Raw genomic sequence first — 20,177 nt, forward strand, 5'->3', positions numbered from 1 at the left:
GCTCAGACGTCGTCGTTCAAGGTGTTACGACCTCGTAACCCAATTCCTTGAGACGTTTGCGGGCCGTATCGAGTTGTTGTTGGCTGAAGAGCGGCGCGAATTCGGGTTCGAGGACTTGCCTTTTGTCTGTCATCGCAACGGATTCTCCCAGCGCTCGATCTCGTCCAGCAGCATGACGCTCATCGGTCCTCCGGGGGCGGGATCACGCGCGTGAGGTAGTCCGCGAGTGCCGCGTCGGGAGCTTCGGCGCGCCCCTCCTCCGGGGACGGCGGATAGCCGGACAGCGTTCGCGCGGGGAGCGGCACGACGCGGTCGCCGGTGGCGGTGTTGAGGTCTCCGTCCTTCACCCAGCCGTCGGAGTAGATGAGGAAGGTGCGCCTCCAGCCCTCGGGCAGCGCGGGAAACGCCTCGGCATCGAAGCGGAGGGTGATCTCGTCGCCGGCGTTCTGGATCACGTAGCGGTCGTCGCCCTCGGTAACCAGGTCGGTCACGTCGCCGAAGCGGGTGTAGAGGCCGAACAGGTCGTGCCAGCGCGGTTCGACGGTGACGGAATCGTAGTCGAACCAGTGGGGGCCGTAGCGGCCCCCCTTTCTGAACTCGCGCGCGAAGCCGCGGTAGTGGATGTCGGCGTTGCGCGGGGCGAGCGACGTCACGCGATGCTCGTCCGCCGCGGGGTGGGCGGGGCCGGTCGTGAAGAAGGCCTCGTCCCAGTAGACCATGAGGTTCGTGCGGATCCGCACTCTTCGGTCGTCCGTCGGGAAGAGGCCGCGCAGGTCGGCGACGACCGTCTTGTCCTTGCCCGACGGGAAGCTGAGGCCGGGCACCGCGGGCTGCCACTCGCCGCCGGGGCCCATCACGTCGAGTTCCGGGAAGTGCGGCGCAAGCGCGTCCGACTGGCCCAGCGCCACGTTGATGCTCGCGTCGGTGGGGAAGATCCACCCAGTGAGGAAGAGCGTGACATCGCCGGAGGCGGCCTCGGGGCCGAGGTCGAGGATGAGTTCGTGGGGCTCCGCGATCCCCTGGAAGCGGCCGGGCCGGAACGCGGACACGTAGTCGAAGTCGCGTTCGGCGAGCGCATCCCGGTGATCCCGTCCGCTCTCGTCCATGGCCGATACCGGGGCGTGCCGCTCGCCCACCCGCCACAGTTCGAGGTCGATGGGCGCTGGGGGGATGAAGGCCTCGTTCACGTACACGTCGATCTCCGAGGGATGGTCGACGGAGACGAGGTTCACGCCGTCCACGTAGATCGTCTCCCACAGTTCCTCGGTGATCTGCATCACGTACTCGCCGTCCAGCGGCTGAAGCACGCCGTCGGGGAGGCGCCGGTACTCCTGCGAGGGGAAGGCGGGGGCGTAGGCGCGCTGGCCGCCGCCGAGGATGCCGAGGGGCATGCCGAGCGCGCTTTTCCACATCATGTCGCCCACGAACTCGAAACCGTCGCCGTCCCACACGTAGAGCATCGGGCAGGAACCCTTGAGCGTCTGCTCCTCGACGAGGTCCTGGTCGGTGCCCGGGAAGTAGAGGTCCTGCGGGACGCCGTTCGGCCAGTACACGCGGACGACATCGGCCTTCAGGCGGCCGTCGAGGCCGATGAGGGTGGTCGGGTCCGTGACGGTGTGGACCTGGAAGAGGTCGCCGGCCCGCACCTCGACGCGCGCCCCGATCCCGAAGCGGTTGTTCTTGCGGCTTCCCTCCCCCAGGCCCGCGAGGTCGAGTCGGAAGTAGTGGTTCGCGTTCCCGCCGTCGTTACGGAAGAGGGTTGGGTGCCCGTCACCACCGAGGAGGAGAAGGTCGGCGTCGCCGTCCTCGTTGTAATCGAACGAACGGACATCACGGAAATCTCCCGAGGCGACATCGGGGAGAAACTCGTCGGCCGGCACGAGGCGCCCATTCCCTTCATTGCGGAAGAGCCGCAACCCGGGGCCGGTCGTGAAGCCAACGCCCGAGGCCGGACCCGGGGGCGAGCCGGCGACGGCGAGGTCCAGCCGACCGTCGTTGTCGAAGTCGACCAGGAGCAGGTCGCGCGGGACGAGACCGTTCAGCGGCACCGTCGCCGCGAGCGCGAAATCGTCGGCCGATCCGTGCAGGAGGCGAACGCGGTCCCCTCCGGCGGCCACGATATCGAGCCGGCCGTCGCCGTTCACGTCGCCGACCGCCACGGCCAGCGCTTCCTCCGCAGCCGCCTCGCCCTCCGCGCCGAGACGGTCGGTGCGGTCGGCGAAGGTGGCCGCGCGCTCGTTGTCGAGCAGGCGGAGGCCGCCCGAGCCTTCCGCGAGGACAATGTCGAGATCGCGATCATTGTCGAGGTCGCCGAAGGCCGCGTCGCGCGTGTCGGCGTCCGCCGGGCCGGCGAGTCCGAAGTCGACCGCCATCTCCGCGAAGGTGAGGTCGCCGTTGTTGCGGAAGAGGCGGTTCGCACCGGTGTGCGGTTCGAACAGGTCGAGGTCGCCGTCCTGGTCCAGATCCGCCGCGAAGACGTCATTGGCCGCGTCGCCCGCCTCCCCCGTGGCAGCCGATGGGAGCGCGATCTCCCGGAAACCTCCGGCTGGGTCGTTGTGGTACGCGCGCGGCGAGCGCCCCGCGAACCACACGTCGAGACGGCGATCGTCGTCGAAATCGACCCAGATCGCCGCCGCCTCTGCCTCCCCCGCGTCAAGGGTGCCGAGATCGCCGGAGGTGTCCACGTAGCGGCCGAGGTCGATGCGAAGGACGCGCCCTATCCCGCTGTGGCTCCAGAGAAGGTCTTCGTCGCCGTCGCCATCGAAGTCGCCCGTTGCGATCGTGGCGGGGGGAGGGGTTCCGTCGTGCGCCGGCAGGATGCCCACCAGCCCGGCGAGGGTCGACGCGTTCGTGTAGCGGAGGGAGGCAAGCACGGCTTCGGGCTCCTGGACGCGGAGGGTGACGAGGAAGCTGAAGTCGAGTGCGGCGACGCCGGCGAGGGGGCCGCCCGGCTGCCTCAGTTCGTCGAGGCTCGCCTGGTAGGGCGAGGTGACCTCGAATGCGGCGCGGAAATCCGCGAGCTGGCCGATCGCCGTCGATGCGTCGCCATCCAGGAGGGCATCTTCGGCGGCCTCGAAGGCCGCGCGCGGCCCGGGGCGGAAGTCCGGCGCGAGCTGTCGCAGGCTCTCCATCGTGCCGAGGGCGGCGTCGAGTTCGCCGCGCGCGAGTTGCGCATCGGCGAGCGCGGCGAGGGCAGCCAGGTTGCCCGGCGCGGCCGCCGCCAGGCGCGCCAACACGTCCGCGCGGGCATCGGAGTCCGGGCCCGCCGCCCGGGCCTCCACCTCCGCCAGCCCCCACAGGCTGCGCGCGTGGCCCGGGTCCGCCGCCAGCGTCTCGTCCAGCAGCGCCCGCGCCTCCCCGAAGTCGCCCGTCTCGGTCCGCAGCGTGGCCAGCGCCAGCGCCAGTTCCGGATCGTCCGGCGCCCGCTCCCGGGCCTCGATGAGGTTTTCCTCGGCCGTCTCGTAGTCCGCCGCCTTGAGCGCCGTGAGGCCGAGTCCCGCGTACCCTGCGGCCTCCGCCGGCGCCATCTCGACGAGGCGCTGGTAGTCGATCCGCGCGTCCTCCAGGCGGTCCTGCTGAAGCGCCGCGTCCGCCGTCCCGCGCGTCGCGAGGATCTCCGCCAGAGACGCCTCCGGCACCGGCGCCCCCGCCTCCCCGCAGCCAACGATCAGCGCGAGGAAGGTCAACCCGCAAACTCGGATCGGGGCACCGCCCAGGCTCGACTTCCTAGACCGCTTCGGTTCCGTCACCGCACACTCCTCCCGTCCATGGAATTACGCGAACCGCCCCGCCGCTTCGAGCGCCGCCGGAAAGCCCGATACCGCCCTAACAGTCCGTGGCAAAACCCCGCTACGTTCGAGCGGCGCTGACGCAGGGTTTTGCCACGGACTGCTAACTCACCGACTGCACCCTCTTCTTGAGCACGAAGAGCCCCTCGCGCATGCTCGTGACGATAATGGTGCCGCTCTCGAAGAACGGATACGTGCTCCACGCCCCGCCGAAGCCCGGACCCTCCTGATACGGGGCCGTGTCGAAGAAGCCCACTTCGCGCGGGTTCACGGGATCGGAGATGTCGAGCACATGGAGGCCGTAGCGGTAGTTGGCCTGATACGCGAAGCCGTCCTTCAGGTAGAGATTGTGGGCGCTGGCGGGAAGCGAGCCCATGAACTGGTTGACGAGCACCGGATCCTCCAGGTCGCTCAAGTCCCAAATCAAGGTCCGCGTGGTTTCGACCGCGCCGGCGATCACGTCGGACTCGTCGTCCTGATAGAAGTAGCGGTGATCGGGAGTGAGCCAGCCCTGGTGGATGTAGGCGGCATTGGGCGACGTCGCGCGAGACACCGCGTAGGGGTTCTCCTTGTCGGTCACGTCGGCGATCTGAAAGTACCGTCCGTTCGAGTTGAGGCAGATCTCGCGCCCCTCGTATCGTTCGTCGGGACCCCGGTAGAGCACGCACTGCGCGTCGTGGGTGCCGCCGTCCTCCTGAAAGCACCCGACGAACTCGGGATTCCGGGGGTCGTTGATGTCGATCATGTGAAGACCGCCGCCGCAGGATTCGCGCCCCGCGCCGCTACCCACCGCGTAGGCGAACCCGGTTTCCTCGTTGATCACGATGTTGTGCGAGCTCGCCACCCCACGGTAGTGGACGTCGGGCTCGAAGAGCGCGGGCATGTCGCCGGGCGCCACGTCGCGCAGGCGGGTGAGGTCGAAGACCTGCATGCCGTGGTCGCCCGCTCCGTCGGCCACGATGAAGGCGTGGTCCTTGTACGTCTTGATGTCGCGCCACAGCTGCGACGGCGGCGTGCCGTCGGGTTTGGGCAGATCGCCGACCAGGACCGGACGGGTGGGATCCGACAGGTCGATGAACGAGGTGCCGTCGTTGCGTCCCACCAGCGCATACTCGCGCCCGGTCTCCCGGTCGGTCCACCCCCAGTTGTCGTTGGCGCGGACGCCCCGGGCGCTGCCCTCGGCCCGCAGAATGGAGTTGGGAATGAACGCGAGCAGCTCGACTTCGCTGCAATCGAAGGGGCCGACGCTGCCCTCCACGCAGCGGCGCTCCTCGCCGACCATGGGCTCGAGGGCATCGGGGGCGCTTGCGAGCATGCCCGCCGCCGCCCAGCCGGGACCGCTGTTCTCGAAGAGGTGGACGGAGCCCGACTGATGGTGCATGCCGGGCGCTCCAACCGCCGCGAGCGCTCCGTCCGCGACCACCAGTCCGCCGAAACGGTCGCGCTCCACCGTCTCTTCGCGAGGGAGGGCGATGCGGCGCGGCCGCCGGGGAAGGGTGCCGTCCGCTTCGGCCTCGTAGACCAGGACGGCACCGGTCTCGTTCTCGCGCTCCGTTGGCGCACCCACCCACACGTCGGGTCCGGAGAAGGCGACCGCCGCGCCGAAGCGGTCGCCCTCTGCGCCGCCTTCGAGCACTATCCGCTCCTCGGCCACCCACGAACCGGAGCCGGCCTCCCGGGCGTACACGAGCACCGCCCCGCGATCGGCGTCCGCGCCCGGCGCGCCGATCAGAAGCCGGTCGCCCTCCGCGGAGAGCGCGACACCGAAGCCGGAGCCCGCGCCTTCCGCCGACCCTATCGATCCGGTCTCCGTCCAGCCGTCCCCACTCAGGTCGAAGCGGTAGACGCGGCCCGTCCCCTCGCGGCTCTCGCCCCGGGCCTCGCCGCCTCCCTCGATCCGCGGACCCCAGCCCGGTGCACCGACGAGCAGGCCGCGTTCCGTAAAGGCCATCACCGCTCCGAAGCGGTCGCCCGGGCCGCCGCCCGAAGGGCGCAACTCCGTCCGCTTCGTCCACCGGCCGTCGGCGCCGCGCCGGTACGCGTGGATCGTGCCCGCCGCGCCGGCATCGTCCCGGACGTCCGGCCCCCCTCCGCCCGGACCATCGGCCGGGTCGGGCGTGCCCACCATCAGCCACTCGCCCTCCGCCGCCAGCGCCAATCCGAAGTCGGTCCCGCAATAGCCGTCGAAGCGGCAGTCCGGCGAAAGACCGCGGACCTCATCGGCCGTGATCGCGTCCCGCCATACCCACCCGCCGCCCTCGCCACGCCCGAAGATCTGGATGCCGGTCCCGCGCATGCCGATGAAGAGATGGTCGCCGGCGGCGGCCAGCACCGTGCCAAAGCCATCGGCGATCTCGGGGTCCGGCCCGCGAATCACGCCGGACTCCATCCACCCCTCCTCTCCCCTTGTGTACACATACACGGCTCCGGGGCGGAAGTTGGTGGTCGGCTCACCTACGAGGAGCTCGCCTTCGTGGATCAGCACCGAGTGGCCGAACGAGCCCGACTGGCCGGCGACCGGAGTGCCGGCGAAGACGGCGGCGGCGCACGCGATCACGAAGAGCAGGGCGGGCTGCGGCGTGGCGGGACGGAGGGCGGCGGCGAGGCGCGTGGGGCTCGATGGGGTCATCGCGGACGGTCTCCTGGAGGCGGGTCTTGGCGGACGAATGATCGGTTTCGGTCGGCGCTCGCGCCAGATGCCATCGCCCTCGCGACGGCCGCCGCCGCGCCGGCGGAGGGCTACTCGCGGATTGTGAGTACCGCGCCCGCCTCAACGGGTCCGGTGACGGTTCGGGCACCTCCCGGCCAGACGACGACTACGCTGTCGGCGCGCGCGCCGCCGCCCAGGCCCGCGAGCACGGGGTTCGCCTCGGACTGCGAGAGATACGACGAGGCGGTCGAGACCACGAACCGCTGCGCCACGTCTCCCACGAACACCTGCACGGTCGCCCCGATGGCGCCGAGATTCGGCGCCGCCCCCTCCAGCCGCAACCGGACCCAGCCCGGACCGGGCTCGAGATCGTTCCGGAAGAGCTTCGCCGCCCCGCCGTTCGTCGAGATCACCAGGTCGAGATCCCCGTCGCGGTCGTAGTCGAAGGTCGCCACCCCGCGCGCCACGATCGGCTCATCGAATCCCCCGCCCGCCATCGCGCCGGCGTCGACGAACCCCCCGCGCCCGTCGTTCCGAAACAGTTGCGGCGGCTGGGCGAAGGTCACGTCCCCCTGGATCGCCTCGATCTCCGGCTCGATGTGGCCGTTCCCGAGCACGAGATCCACGTAGCGGTCGAGATCGAAGTCCGCGAAGCGGAGCCCGAACGTCAGCGGGAGGAGCGTCGACCGCGTGAGCCGCGCCGACCCGGCCAGATCCTGGAACAGCCCCGCCTGGATCTGCGTGAAGAGCGACACGGGCTCGTTGGAGAAGTTGCCGATCGCGATCGAGAGTTGCCCCCGGTTGAGGATGTCCCCGACGTCGACCCCCATCCCGGCCCGCGCCCGGCCGAACTCGTCGAAGGCGACGCCCGCATCGAGCGCCACGTCGGCGAAGTTCCCTTCCCCGAGATTCTCGTACAGGAAGTTCTGGTAGGTGTCGTTCGCGATCGCGACATCCGGGCGACCGTCCCCGGTGAAGTCGTCGATGACGATGCCGAGCGATTTCCCCTCGGGGTTCTCGAGGCCGGATTCGGCCGTCACGTCCCGGAAGCGCCGCGCGGAGATCCGGGCGGCCGCGCCCGGAACCGAGGAGCCGCCGGCCTCCACCGAGGCCGGCTCGTTCCGCAGGAGGCGGCAGGATTCGCCGTTGTATTCCTCGGGGGTCGCATAGGATTTATTCACCCCATCGCGGGTGAAGAAGAGGTCGGTCTCCGGCGTCCAGTCGACGTAGTTGCAGACGAGGAGGTCGAGCCAGCCGTCCCCGTCCGCGTCGAACCAGGCCGACGCCGTGGACCAGGCGGGATCCGCCGCGCCCGGCGCGTTCCCCGCCGTGCCCGTCTCCGCGGTCACGTCGGTGAATCGTCCCCCGTCGTTCCGGTACAGCCGGTTGTCCCCGACCGCCGTCAGGTAGAGGTCCGTGTCCCCGTCCGCGTCGAAGTCGGCCGCCGCCCCGCCCATCCCGTAGATGGGCCGGTCCAGGCCCGCCTCGCGCGTGACGTCGCGGAACGTCCCGTCCCCGAGGTTCCGGAGGAGCATGGACCGGGCGCCCCGGTCCTCCGCGCGCCCCTCCCAGCCGGTGCTGTTGACGAAGAAGAGGTCCGGCCACCGGTCGCCGTCGTAGTCGAGCACGACGACGCCGCTCCCCATGGTCTCGGGCATCCACTTCTCTCCGAAGGCGCCCGTGGCGTGGACGAAGTCGATCCCCGCGGACGCGGTGACGTCCGTGAAACGGATCGAGGTCGTCGCGTCGCTGCCCTCGCGCGCCGTGAAGCTCGGGCGCGTCTGGGTATAGGACGGCGCCTCCGCGTCTTCCGGTTCGTCGGGACCGCAGGCCGTCGCCGCCGCGAGGAGGCAGATCGAGAGGGGTCCGGCGCGGCGAGCGTTCATCGACCTCCGCCGCGGCCCGGTCGCGCGGGCCCCGCAGAACCCGCCGCGGGCGCCGGACCCGCCGGACTCCCGGCCTCCGATCGCGCGATCGGCCGCAGTTCGTGCGTGCGGATGTCCTGTGCCATCAGGTTCACGCCGGGGTTCTCCGCCCTGTAGGCCCTCGTGATCGCCTGCGCCGCCTCGTCGATCCGGTAACGCTCGAACGCCGCCTCGCCCAGCGCGGCTTCCTCGTCGCGCCCCAGCGCCCGCAGGCTGAGCATGCGGCTGTAGTGCGCCTGCCGGTGCTCGGGATCGATGGCCAGCGTCCGGTCGAACGCTTCGACCGCCGCCTCGTACCGCTGGGCAAGGTATCGCGTCCGTCCCAACTGGAACCAAGCCTCGCGGTCCTCCGGGAAGGCGTCGAGCACCGCCAGGTACGCCGCCTCGGAGGCATCGTACGCGCCGTCCTCCTGGTGCGCGCCGCCCCACACCCACGCCACGCGCGGGTTGCCCGGTTCGATGGTTTCGGCCCGCTCGAGGTTGTCGAACGCGTCGTCGAGGTTGCCGGCGATGAGCGCCATGCGGGCCAGGTTGAGCGGCCCGTCCACGCGGTCCGGGAAGAATTCCGCCACGCGCTCGAAGGGGCGTTCGGCGAGCCGGTCGTTCCCTTCCCTGAGGAGGGCGATCCCGTAGTCGTTGTAGCGGACCCAGATCTCCTCATCCTGTTCCTCGGTCGAGACCGGATCCACGCGGCCGCCCACCCCGATCGTGACCTCGTCGCGGGCGATCTCGGTGATCGGCAGCTCCGGGACGTCGTCGAACTCCGCGAACCCCTGCGGGTTGGCGCCGAACGCGAACTCCGTGTAAGCCCGGTCGAACTTCCGCCACAGGAGGCGCGCCCGCGCTGTCAGCGAACCCTCGGGCAGGTCGGGCGGCAGCGTGATCCGGTAGTGGGCGACGTCCGCGCTTCCGGGCCCGATCACGTTCACGGCGGCGGTCACGTGGATGTCCTGCGCGTTCCGCTTCTGGATGGGCCGCCCCTCGCGGTCGAGGATCACCGACTTGAAGAAGTGCGCCATCGGATCGAGGTGTCCGTCCGCGCCGATCTCGCCGCTGATCGCGATCCGCCGGCCCTCGGCGTCCACCAGTTCGAACTCGAGCCAGCCCTCGTTGGAGTCGTTCGTCCCGCCGGGGAAGGTGTGGCCCACGCCCTGGTTCCGGACCACGACCTCGAACATCACCGTCTCCCCCGGAGACACGCTCGGAGGCGAGAGATCGAGCCCCATCTCGGGGTCGTCGTTGGGACCGCGCCGGATGGCGAAGATGTCGACCCGCAGCTTCTCGTCCCGCAGGAACTCCTCGATGCGGCGGATCGTCGCCGTGTCCCCGCGCAGGAAGGGGAGCGCCGTGTTCACGGCCAGGAAACGGTGCGAGCGCACCATCCCGTCCTCGGCCGAGACGTCGCCGAGCGGCGCCTCCTCCGGCGGCATGTGACAGTCCTGGCACACGCGCGCGGCCGCGGGGAGGTAGAAGGTGCGGGACGCGTTCCGCGCCACCCCGCTGTCGTGCCACGCGTCGTACTCGTTCTGCCCCCGCAGCCAGCGGTAGTTATTCACGGGCTCCGTGAGGCTCACCTTGTGGCAGGTGGCGCAGAACTCCGACGTCGAATGGACCGGCTTCAGCAGTTGCGCCATGTGGACGGAGGGCTTTGCCTTGAGCGCCGCGTCGTGCAGGTAGGCGCCGAGCGTGCCCGCCTCCGCGTCGGCGAACAGGTAGGGGTCCTCCTGCTCGTCGGCGATGTTGTAGTTGCCGTTGCCGGTGTTGTCGTGGATGCGGTCGATCGCGTGGCAGGCGAGGCAGGTGAGTCCTGCCTGCGCCTCGACCGTGGCCGGGTCGATCGGTGCGTCCATGGCGCCGGCGAGCATGAGCGCCGGATCGTGGCACCCGCTGCACCACTTGCTCTTCACCCGCCCGGCCGCGTCCGGCTCGAGCCCGAACTCCCGCAGGTGCGCGATCACTTCCGGCCCCGCCTCCAGCGACCCCTCCCGCATGTCCTCGATCGTCGCGGTGTAGAAGGGGTTGTTGAAGGACGCGAAGCGGTGCGCGGAGGTCGCCCACTGGGCCGTCACATCCGGGTGGCAGCGCACGCACTGGGTGGCGCCGATGAGTTCGTCCGCCGCGAACCCCCGCCGTTCCACCTCGGAGCGGACGCGGGCCGCGCGCTCCCGGGCCGCCTGCGCGGCGAGTTCTCCCGCCTCGGTGCGGGTGATGATGCGGGAGGGCAGGTAGGTCCCGGTGCTCGTCGTGGTCGCGGCCGGGAAGAACGGACTCTCGGGCGGCACCAGGCCGGTCGGGACGAAGTCCGCATCGACGAAGCGCGACACGTCGCGGTCGCGGCCTCCGGGTCCCTCGTTCAGACCCTGGGCGAGGGCGGCCTCGGCCTCCGGGGTGAGCTGCAGCCCGCGGTGGGTGAGGCTGTGCCACGCGACGAGGACGACGAGGACGGCTCCGGTGGCGAGCGCGAAGCGGCGCGCCCGCACGCCCGGCGGACGCGCGTAGCTCACGAGCCGGTGCCCGGCGTAGGCGGAGACGATGAGGACGGCGCTCCCCACGTGCGCCCACCACGCCCAGCTGTTCTCGCGGCTCGCCGCCGCGGTGAGGATGAAGAGTCCCGTGAGGACGAGGACGCCGCCCACGAGCCCCATCCCGATCCCCGTGAGAATCGAGGCGCGGTGCTTCCGCTTCCACACCGTGGGAAGGTGCGCCGCGAGGAACCCGAACATGACTGCGGCGAGCAGCAGCCCCACGCCGGTGTGCGTGAGCACCATCGCCTGGAAGAGCTGCGGGAGCGAGTTCTCCCCCACCGCGAAGAACTCGAGCCCCAGCCCGTCCGCAAGCCGGTTCGCGAGCAGGTACAGCGTGTTCGCCAGCATGAACACCGCGACCCCGAGCCCGAACCGCAGCCAGCGCCGCTGCCCCGTCGCCAGGATGGAGCGCAGCACCGGCCGAGTGCGCCGCGCGTCCGCCCCCGAGTCGCCCGGCACACCGGCCTCGTCGACTCCGCCGGCGTCGTCCGCCGCACCGGATCGGGCCGCGTTCCGCGCCCCCTCCTCCGTCTCTCGCCCGCGTCCATTCATGCCCCGAACGAAACCGCAACCGCCACGCCCGCGCAACCAACACCGGCCGTTCCGCATATTCCGTCGCACAACTCGGACGCCTCGAGTTTCGCTTGGATCGACCCGCACATCCTAGTCGTTATCGTGCTTGAATGTTCGATAACAGCACGGTAGATTTGAACGGAGACGGCAAGGGTGAAGAGAGGGATTACTGACGAGGGGTGACGCGCATGATCGACCCGGTGCGATTGGCGGAGCGACTCCGCGAGGCGCGCGAGGCGCACGGCTTGAGCCAGAAGGAAGTCGCCGAGGCGCTGGACGTGCCCCGCTCGGCGGTGAGCAAGATCGAGAGCGGCCGACGCGCCGTCTCGACGTTGGAACTCACGAGAATGGCTGACCTGTACGCCCTCTCCGCCTCGTTCTTCCTCTCGGACGAGGGGGAACGGCGGAGCGAAGACCTGGCCCATGTCCTCCTGCGGGCCCTTCCCGAAACCCGAGAGGATCCGCAAGTCGCGCACGCCGTGCGCTCCAGCGTGTTGCTGTGCCGGGAGGGTGCCTCGCTTCGGCGACTTCTGGGTCGGGCCGTTGAACCGACGGTCCCCAGTTACGCCGCACGGACCGGATCCACGAGCGATGCGATTCGGCAGGGAGAGGCCGTCGCCCGGGAGGAGCGGCGCCGCCTCGGACTCGGCGATGTTCCAATCCGGAGCGTGGCCGGACTCATCAGTGATCAAGGTATCTGGGCCGCGGCCACCGGATTGCCCGACGGCCTGTCCGGGCTGTTCGTGAACCACCCGGATGTCGGTTTCGCCGTTCTGGTCAACCGGCGGCATGGCGAAGCTCGACGGCGATTCTCCTACGCGCACGAGTACGCACACGTCCTGTTCGACCGCGACCGTACGATCACAACGTCGCGCCGTGACAACGCCTCCGGGCGTCTGGAGACGAGAGCCAACGCCTTCGCGGCGGCATTTCTCATGCCGCCGGGCGGTGTCGCCGAGCAGCTCGAACGAATGGGCAAGGGACGCCCGAGCCGGAACGCCCAGGCCATCTTCGATGTCGCCAACGATTCCGCGATCACGGCGGAGATCCGCACCCGGCCGGGATCCCAGGAGCTCACGTACGCGGACGTGGCCGTCCTGGCGCGACATTTCGGCGTCAGCTTCGAGGCGGCGGTTTGGCGGCTCAAGAGTCTGAAACACACGTCCGCATCCGAATCCGCCGCTCTGATCGAGCAGAAGAACATTGGAAATCGGTACATCCGGATGCTGGACCGGAGCCCGCACGACGGGGCTTGGGACCCGGACGCGCCCGAAGGCGTCTCCGCCCGCGGCGTGGGGGCCGGTCACGACCGGGAGCTGCGCGGCCAACTCCTCCGCCTCGCAATCGAGGCGTTCCGCCGGGAAGCGATCTCGCGCGGACGGCTGCTCGAGATCGGTCGGAGACTCGACATCGCCGGCGACGACATGCTCGACGTCGCGATGGCCGCCCGGCCTTGCTGATTCGAGAGCGCCCGCTGCGGGGCGTCGTTGTGGCGGACACATGCGTGCTGCTGAACTTCCTCCAGATCGACCGTATGGACCTGATCGGAGCCCATCCGGATGCGTTCATGGCCACGGACCATGTGGCAGCCGAGATCACAGACCTCGCGCAGCTCGAGCGCTACGAAGAGGCCCGCCGAGCGGGTTTCGTCGCGGAAGAGCACGTCACCCACCCGGCCGAGCTGGAGATCTTCCTTCGTCTCGAAGGTTCAGGACGCCTCGGCGCAGGAGAACGATCTGCCATCGCGGTCGCCCTGAATCGCGGCTACCGTCTCGCAACGGACGACAACAAGGCCATCAAGCGGGCGGCGCGGGAGGCGGCCGTGGCCTCGCGGGAACTCCGTTTCGTCCGCACGGAAGACATCGTGACGGAACTGATCCAGCACGGAGCGCTGACGATCGCGGCGGCCGACGAGATGCTCACCGACTGGGCGGCGAACCATCGGAGGGTGGCGCAGCGCGTCAGCGAAGGGGGACACGACATCCCGGAGCCAGTTGCCCGTCGTCGGTTCGAGCGAAGCTGGGACAATTTCGTCTCGTTGTACCGCCCCATTGCAGACGAATGGCAGGTCTACGACACTTCGAGCCGGTCCCCAATCCTGGTCGCCGCCTCGGAGCGTAACGACATCCTGCCGCTCCTTCCCAGCGGCTGGCGCATCCGAGAGTTGCCGACCGCGGTGGACGCAGACCGGCGGGACCTCTCGGACGATCCCACAAGGAGAAGCGCCATGACGGAGGACAAGAAGCAGGCTCCGGACAGATTCCCGGAGGGAGAGCCTTCGATACAGAACGTGATGATCGCCTTGAGACAGGCGCGGGACGACGCGCTGGCGCGCGCGGCAGCCGTTAGGCGAGGGGAAGCCGAGGCCGCGCGGGCCGAGAATGCGACATCCACCGCCGAGAACTGATATGGAGCGATGAGTACAGAAAACGTTGTCATCATCGGCTCGGGCCCCGCCGCCTGGACGGCGGCAATTTATGCGGCCCGGGCGAACCTGAATCCGCTCGTGTTCGAAGGTGCGGGGAGCCGCACGATGATCCCGGGTGGGCAGCTTATGTTCACAACTGATGTGGAGAACTATCCCGGTTTCCCCGAAGGGGTTAGCGGCATCGACATGATGTTGGACTTCAAGAAGCAGGCGCTACGTTTCGACACGCGCGTGTTCACCGAGGACATCGTGGAGGTCGACTTCTCGAGCCGACCCTTCCGCCTGCGCTCGTCCGGGAAGCAGGAGGTGCTCGCGGAGACCGTGATCGTGGCCACGGGTGCCAACGCGCGCTGGCTCGGCGTGCCGGGCGAGGAGCGGCTCGCGCAGAGCGGCGGCGGGGTGTCCGCGTGCGCGGTGTGCGACGGCGCCCTGCCCGTCTTCCGGGACCAGGTCCTCGCCGTCGTGGGAGGCGGCGACAGCGCGATGGAGGAGGCGCTCTACCTCACGAAGTTCGCGAGCGAGGTGCTGCTCATCCACCGGCGCGACGAACTGCGGGCGTCGCAGATCATGCAGGAGCGGGCCCTCGCCAGCGACAAGATCCGCTTTCTCTGGAACCGGACTGTGGAGGAGGTGTTCGGGGACGACGCGATCACCGGCCTCCGCCTTCGCGACACGGTGACGGGCGAGGCGTCGGAGGTCGAGGTGGGCGGGATGTTCGTGGCCATCGGCCACATCCCCAACACGGCGTTCCTGCAGGGCCAGGTCGACCTCAAGGAGAACGGCTACGTCGACATGCCCACGCCGTGGCGCACGGACACGAACGTGCCCGGAGTGTTCGCGGCCGGCGACGTCATGGACGACTACTACCGGCAGGCCGTCTCGGCGGCGGGCACCGGCTGCATGGCCGCCCTCGACGCCGAACGCTTCCTCGCCCACAACGGCGCCGCCGGCTGACCGCGGCCCGATCGCTCTGCGCCTGTCTGGCGAGCGCCGGGCAACGAATCACCGGATTACCAGAAGATGATGTAGAGGACGGCGGCGCCCGCGATAACGCCTCCGGCCCAGAGTCCTGCGCGGGGAGCGGGCGTCAGATCCACTCCGTCCGCGGCCCGGGGCAGCCGGCGCGGGGCATCGAGCGGGCGCGCGCGCGTCACGAGGACGATGTAGGCGCCGATCGCGAGGAAGGTGATCGCCATGTGGTGGAGGAACGCGACCTCCGGCAGCAGCCACAGGAGGAGGCCGTAGACGGGGATCCCGAGCAACATGCCGCCGAAGGCCGCGGCGGGCGGCGTGCGCGGCGCGAAGATGCCGAACAGGAACGCGGCCACGATCCCCGGTGAGATGAACCCCCAGAACATCTGGATGTACTCGAACACGCTCGGCGCGCGGGCCACGACCGGCGCCCACAGGCACGCCACCACGACGAGCACCCCCGTCGTCACCCGTCCCACCACCATGAGGCGCCGCGATGACGCCTCGGGCCGCAGGTGCCGCTTGTAGAGGTCCACGCTGAAGATCGTCGCCGCCGAGTTCAGCATCGAGTCGAGCGAACTCATCACGGCCCCGAACAGCGCCGCGAACATGAGGCCCGTCAGCCCGGCGGGGAGGAGTTCCCGCATCATCACGGGATAGGCCTGGTCCGGGTTCGTCACCTGATCCGCGAACAGCTCCGCCGCCATGATCCCGGGAAAGATGATGATGAACGGGATGAACAGCTTGATGAAGCCCGCCAGGAAGAGCCCCCGCTGCCCGTCCGCCAGGCTGCGCGCCGCCAGCGTGCGCTGCGTGATGAACTGGTTCAGTCCCCAGTAGAAGATGTTGGGGATCCACAGGCCGCCGATGAAGACGGCGACCCAAGGCATCTCCGGGTGGTTCCACGGGAGGACGGTGTGGAGCTTTCCGTCCGCCGCCTCGAGGAAGGGGCCGATGCCGCCCATGGCCCGGAACCCCAGCACGGTCACGAGCACGCCGCCGAGGAGGAGCGCCACGCCCTGGAGGAGGTCGGACCACACGACCGCTTTCAGTCCCCCGTAGATCGTGTACCCGCCCGCGAGCACGCCGATGAGCCAGGTGCCGGTCCCCGTGTCGAGGCCGAAGATCGACTCCAGGGCGAGCGCGCCCGAGTACAGCACGGTCGCGAGGGCCACGAGCACGTACGCCGCGAGGATGAACGCCGCCATCAGCGTGCGCGTACGCACGTCGTACCGGAACTCGAGATATTCCGGGATGGTGTAGATCCCCGCCGCGAGGAACCGGGGCAGGAAGAAGAGTCCGACGAGGACGAGGGTGACGGCCGCCATCCACTCGTAGCTCGCGATCGCAAGCCCGATGTCGTAGCCCCGCCCCGCCATCCCCACGAAATGCTCGGTGGAAATGTTCGAGGCGATGAGCGAGAAGCCGATCAGCCACCACGGCAGGTTGCGCCCGGCGAGGAAGTACCCGGCCGCGTCCCGCCGCCCCCGCGAGGCATACAGCGACACCCCCACGACCAGCAACAGAAAGCCCGCGAACGCCGCAACGTCGAGCGGCCGAAAGTTCACACTTGTCTCACGTCATCGCGTCGCGGAGGGTCTGCCTCGCTTCTTCGTGCCGGCTGGCGGGCACGCGGAGGACTTTTGCGGCCGCCGTCGGGCCCCAGGACACGGGTGCGAACTCCCCTTCGACCCTGAAGGGGATGTCGTCCGCCTCGAGGGCGAGCCGCGCCGCGAGGAATTCGCTCTCATCCCACGCCTCGAACACGCGGACCATGTCCTCGCTCCGTGTCACGTCGCCCCCATCATGATGAAGCAGGGATCTCTTCGATGTCGGCGGTCCAGGTCACCTTGATCGCGCCCTCGAGCGAGCGGGCGGTGGGGCACTTCGCGCCGTGGCTGGCGAGCGCGCGCTCCACCGTCTCCCGGGCCTCGGCGGGGATTCGGAGCCGGTAGTGGACGATGATCTCCTCCAGCGTGGGCATGCGGTCGCGGAGGCGGTTGATCCCCTCCACTTCGGCGGCGATGTCGTCGGGGGCCAGGCGGATGCCGCGCACTTCCAGTGCGCCGTTGAGCGTGCCCAGCATTCAGGCGCCGGTCGCGGCCACCTGGTAGTCGACGGGGAGCGGCAGATCTTTCGCGTCGATCCGGTAGTGGGACTTGATGGGTCCGTGGACGCCGAAGTCGATCTCGGTCCCCTCTTCGAGGCGGGCCCGGCGATGCACGCCTCCGATCTTTTCGAGACGCGCGCGGGCAGTGTAGAACGGTTCGGACATGATGTGCTCTCCTTTACGAAGCCGCCTTCCCTGTCGCATTTTCGGGCGGCGAGATTCGGGCGGGACGCGCAAACGGAACGATCAAGAGCAACCAGCATGACGTCAACCCGCGACAGGAACCGCCTTCCGGGAGGAGCGGCGGGCCGCATCGTGGCCGTGATCCTCCTGGCAGGCGGGATCGCGGCCTGCGGGCGGGGTTCGGCCGAGACGGCGGACACGGCCCCGCCCAGCGACCTCTCGGCGCTCAGCGACCGCTTCTGGGACGCCTACCTCTCCTGGAACCCGCTGCAGGCAACCTACCTGGGAGAACACCGCCTCAGCGACCGCGTTCGCGACATCTCGCCGTCGGGCCGCAACAATCGCCGCCGCGAGGTTCGTGCCCTCACGGATGCCCTCGCAGCCATCGACCGTCCGTCGCTGCCCCCCGAGGAGCGGCTGACATTTCTCGCACTTGACCATCAGCTCTCGGCGGAAGTTGCCGAGCAGACGTGCGACCTGGAGGTGTGGGTGGTGGACCACCGCGAGGGGTTCCAGCTCGACTTCCTCAACATCGTGGGCGCCCAGCCGCTCGAAACGCCGGTCGACGGCGAGCGCATGATCCGGCGCTGGAATGCGTTCGCGGACTATATCGACGACTACATCTCGAACCTCCGCACCGGTCTCGAGACGGGACGGGTCGCGGCACGCCCGTCGGTGAACCGCACGATCGTACAGCTCGAAGCCCTCCTCGAACGACCCGTGGAGGAATGGCCCATTTACGCCCCGGCGGGGACGCGGCTCGATGCATGGCCCGAGGGAACGCGCCACGACTTCCGGGCCGGGATCCGCGAGGCCGCCTCCGAGCGCATTCAGCCGGCGTATGTGAGACTCCGTGACTTCCTGCGCGACGAACTCTATCCACACTCGCGCACGGGCGCGGAGGTCGGACTCTCCAGCCTGCCGGGCGGCAGCGACTGCTACGAGGCGATGATCCGCACCTTCACGACGCTCGAACTGACGCCGGCGGAGATCCACGCGCGCGGCCTGGCGGAGCTGGAGAGGGTCCACGAGGAGCTGCGGACCCTTGGGCGGGAAGCTCTCGGCGCGGCCGATCTGAAAGAGCTTCAGCAGCGGCTGCGGTCGGACCCGGAGATGTACTTCCGCTGGCCGGGCGAGATCGTGCAGCAGGCGGAGGAGGCCTACGCGCGGGCGGCCCTCATCATGCCCGACTGGTTCGGCACGCCGCCCCGGACGGAGATGGTGATCCGTCCGATCCCGCTGTACGAAGCGCCGCAGAGCCAGCTCGCATACTACCGCGAGCCCGCGCCGGATGGGTCGCGTCCCGGCACGTACTACGTGAACACGTACCGGCCCGAGATCCGGCCCAGGTATCAGGCCGACGTCCTGAGCTTTCACGAGGCGATTCCGGGGCACCACCTCCAGACCGCGATCGCCCAGGAGGTCGAGGGTCTGCCCGAGTTCCGAAAGCACCTCGGATCGGTCGCCTTCGTCGAGGGATGGGGGCTGTACGCGGAGCGGCTCGCCGATGAAATGGGTCTCTACGTGGACGACCTGAGCCGCATCGGCCTCGCCTCGTACGATGCCTGGCGGGCCAGCCGGCTCGTCGTCGACACCGGCATCCACGCCTTCGGCTGGACGCGGGAGGAGGCGATCGACTTCGTCCGCGAGAACACGCTGCTCGCCGAAGTGAACATCGAGAACGAGGTGGACCGTTACATCACTTCGCCCGCCCAGGCGCTCACCTACAAGCTGGGGCAGCTCGAGATCTCGCGGCTGCGCCGGGAGGCTGAGGCCAGGCTCGGGGAGGCATTCTCCATCGCGGAGTTCCACGACCGGGTGCTGGAGAACGGCGCGCTGAGCCTCCCCGCACTCGGCGACGCGATCGAGAGCTGGCTTGAGGAGACCGCCAGCTAGCGCCCGGAGTTCGGCCGCCGCGTTGAGGGGACGTTGATCCGGCCCGGCAGGTTCGGGACATGTGTTCTCCCGGCAAGACCCCGCGGCTCCGGGCCTTCCTGCGCCCCGGAGCGGAGCCCGGCGGCTTCGCGCTGCCCTCGGCCATGCTCACGCTTCTGCTCGTATCGCTCATGGCGGCGGGCGGCTTTCTCCTGACCTGGATCGACGGACAGTCCGCCCGCGCCTTCGCGCGTTCCACCGAGGCCTTCTACGTGGCCGAGAGCGGACTCGCGACGGCGCTCGCGCTCGCCGAGATGCCGAACCCTTCCGTGCCGCCCCTCACGCTGGGCGTTGGAACCGCGACGGTCTCCTTCGAGCCGCTCCTCGAACTTCGGCGCGGGGAGACCGTGTACCGCGTCGAGTCCCGGGGACAGGTGGCGTCCGGCGACGCCACCTTCGCACGGTCCGTGGGACAGCTCCTCTGGGTGGCCGGACCGCCACGGGTGCCCGGCGCGCTCGTCCTCGTCGGGAGCGCGGGCGCCATCCCCCCGAAGGGGACGATCTCGGGGCTCGATGCGTTCGGGAGTGCCTGTCCGCAACAGCCCTCGCCGATCGCGGGCGTCGCGTACTGGGGCGGGCCGGCGCCGGCGCCCGATTCGGCGTTGATGATCTCGGGGTCGCCAACGGCACGATCGATGCCGGCCGATGTGTCCGTCACGGCGGAAACGGGGATCCGCTGGACGGAACTGCTCGCGGACTGGGGCCCGCGTCCCGACGCGGTAGTACCGCCCGATCCGTGGCCGTCTCCGGGAGCCGATTCGTCCTATACGCGGATTTCGGGATCGGGGACGCTCGGTCCGGGCTCCAGCGGGCGCGGCGCCCTCGTGGTGGAGGGCGACCTGACGCTCGACGACGGTTTCGCCTGGCGGGGGCTCATCCTCGTGGGCGGCGCCCTGCTCCTGAACGGGGACATCTCGATTCAGGGGAGCGTGGCAAGCGGGCTCGCGGGCGGCGTGGGGGTGGCGGCGGACTTCGGCGGCCACCGCGTCGATCTGCGCTTCAGCGCCTGCGCCGTTGCGGCGGCCGCGGAGCGACTCACCGCGCCGGCCGCGGCCATCCCCGGCACGTGGTACGAAGTCTGGTAGCCC

Annotated in this window: 13 protein-coding genes; 5 read left to right on the forward strand and 8 right to left on the reverse strand. The window is 69.7% G+C overall.

The annotated features are described in order from the left end of the window. Positions 1-179: 179 nt before the first annotated feature. From RN729_RS10140 to RN729_RS10155, 4 genes are all read right to left on the reverse strand, one after another. Positions 180-3,749 (reverse strand): FG-GAP-like repeat-containing protein, encoded by a 3,570-nt coding sequence (locus RN729_RS10140; protein WP_310784425.1) that lies wholly within the window; start codon positions 3,747-3,749, stop codon positions 180-182. Between the two features lie 142 nt (positions 3,750-3,891). Next, positions 3,892-6,417, reverse strand: coding sequence for a choice-of-anchor B family protein (locus tag RN729_RS10145; protein WP_310784427.1), 2,526 nt, complete (start codon positions 6,415-6,417; stop codon positions 3,892-3,894). 110 nt (positions 6,418-6,527) lie between these two features. After that, entirely contained in the window at positions 6,528-8,324 is a 1,797-nt protein-coding gene (locus RN729_RS10150) for a CRTAC1 family protein (protein ID WP_310784428.1), read from the reverse strand. After that, positions 8,321-11,440 (reverse strand): tetratricopeptide repeat protein, encoded by a 3,120-nt coding sequence (locus tag RN729_RS10155; protein WP_310784430.1) that lies wholly within the window; start codon positions 11,438-11,440, stop codon positions 8,321-8,323. The genes RN729_RS10150 and RN729_RS10155 overlap by 4 nt, the downstream gene beginning before the upstream one ends. A gap of 209 nt (positions 11,441-11,649) precedes the next feature. Here RN729_RS10155 and RN729_RS10160 point away from each other — a divergent pair, with 209 nt between their 5' ends. Genes RN729_RS10160 through trxB form a run of 3 tightly spaced genes read left to right on the forward strand, consistent with a single transcriptional unit; the run spans position 11,650 to position 14,843 of the window. After that, positions 11,650-12,921, forward strand: a complete 1,272-nt coding sequence (locus RN729_RS10160) for an ImmA/IrrE family metallo-endopeptidase (RefSeq protein WP_310784549.1) — start codon at positions 11,650-11,652, stop codon at positions 12,919-12,921. Beyond that, positions 12,915-13,868, forward strand: coding sequence for a hypothetical protein (locus tag RN729_RS10165; RefSeq protein WP_310784431.1), 954 nt, complete (start codon positions 12,915-12,917; stop codon positions 13,866-13,868). The genes RN729_RS10160 and RN729_RS10165 overlap by 7 nt, the downstream gene beginning before the upstream one ends. A 9-nt stretch (positions 13,869-13,877) precedes the next feature. Then, complete coding sequence (gene trxB / locus RN729_RS10170) at positions 13,878-14,843, forward strand: thioredoxin-disulfide reductase (RefSeq protein WP_310784433.1); 966 nt, start codon at positions 13,878-13,880, stop codon at positions 14,841-14,843. A gap of 56 nt (positions 14,844-14,899) precedes the next feature. Here trxB and RN729_RS10175 read toward each other — a convergent pair whose 3' ends face one another. From RN729_RS10175 to RN729_RS10190, 4 genes are read right to left on the reverse strand one after another with little or no spacing between them, the layout of a single operon-like run. Continuing rightward, the gene (locus tag RN729_RS10175; protein ID WP_310784434.1) at positions 14,900-16,429 is read right to left on the reverse strand and encodes a solute:sodium symporter family transporter; all 1,530 of its coding nucleotides are present in this window, start codon (positions 16,427-16,429) and stop codon (positions 14,900-14,902) included. A gap of 7 nt (positions 16,430-16,436) precedes the next feature. Then, the gene (locus tag RN729_RS10180; RefSeq protein ID WP_310784436.1) at positions 16,437-16,655 is read right to left on the reverse strand and encodes a hypothetical protein; all 219 of its coding nucleotides are present in this window, start codon (positions 16,653-16,655) and stop codon (positions 16,437-16,439) included. A gap of 10 nt (positions 16,656-16,665) precedes the next feature. Further along, positions 16,666-16,947, reverse strand: a complete 282-nt coding sequence (locus tag RN729_RS10185) for an OsmC family protein (RefSeq protein ID WP_310784438.1) — start codon at positions 16,945-16,947, stop codon at positions 16,666-16,668. Next, complete coding sequence (locus tag RN729_RS10190) at positions 16,948-17,136, reverse strand: hypothetical protein (protein WP_310784440.1); 189 nt, start codon at positions 17,134-17,136, stop codon at positions 16,948-16,950. It abuts the gene before it with no gap. Between the two features lie 96 nt (positions 17,137-17,232). Here RN729_RS10190 and RN729_RS10195 point away from each other — a divergent pair, with 96 nt between their 5' ends. Together RN729_RS10195 and RN729_RS10200 are read left to right on the forward strand one after the other, a co-directional pair. Further along, positions 17,233-19,050 carry a DUF885 domain-containing protein gene (locus tag RN729_RS10195; RefSeq protein WP_310784442.1) on the forward strand — a complete coding sequence of 606 codons (1,818 nt, stop codon included), beginning with the start codon at positions 17,233-17,235 and terminating at the stop codon, positions 19,048-19,050. A gap of 59 nt (positions 19,051-19,109) precedes the next feature. Further along, positions 19,110-20,174, forward strand: coding sequence for a hypothetical protein (locus RN729_RS10200; RefSeq protein ID WP_310784444.1), 1,065 nt, complete (start codon positions 19,110-19,112; stop codon positions 20,172-20,174). The last annotated feature ends 3 nt before the right edge of the window (positions 20,175-20,177 follow it).

Source organism: Candidatus Palauibacter polyketidifaciens (assembly GCF_947581785.1).
Lineage (GTDB): Bacteria > Gemmatimonadota > Gemmatimonadetes > Palauibacterales > Palauibacteraceae > Palauibacter > Palauibacter polyketidifaciens.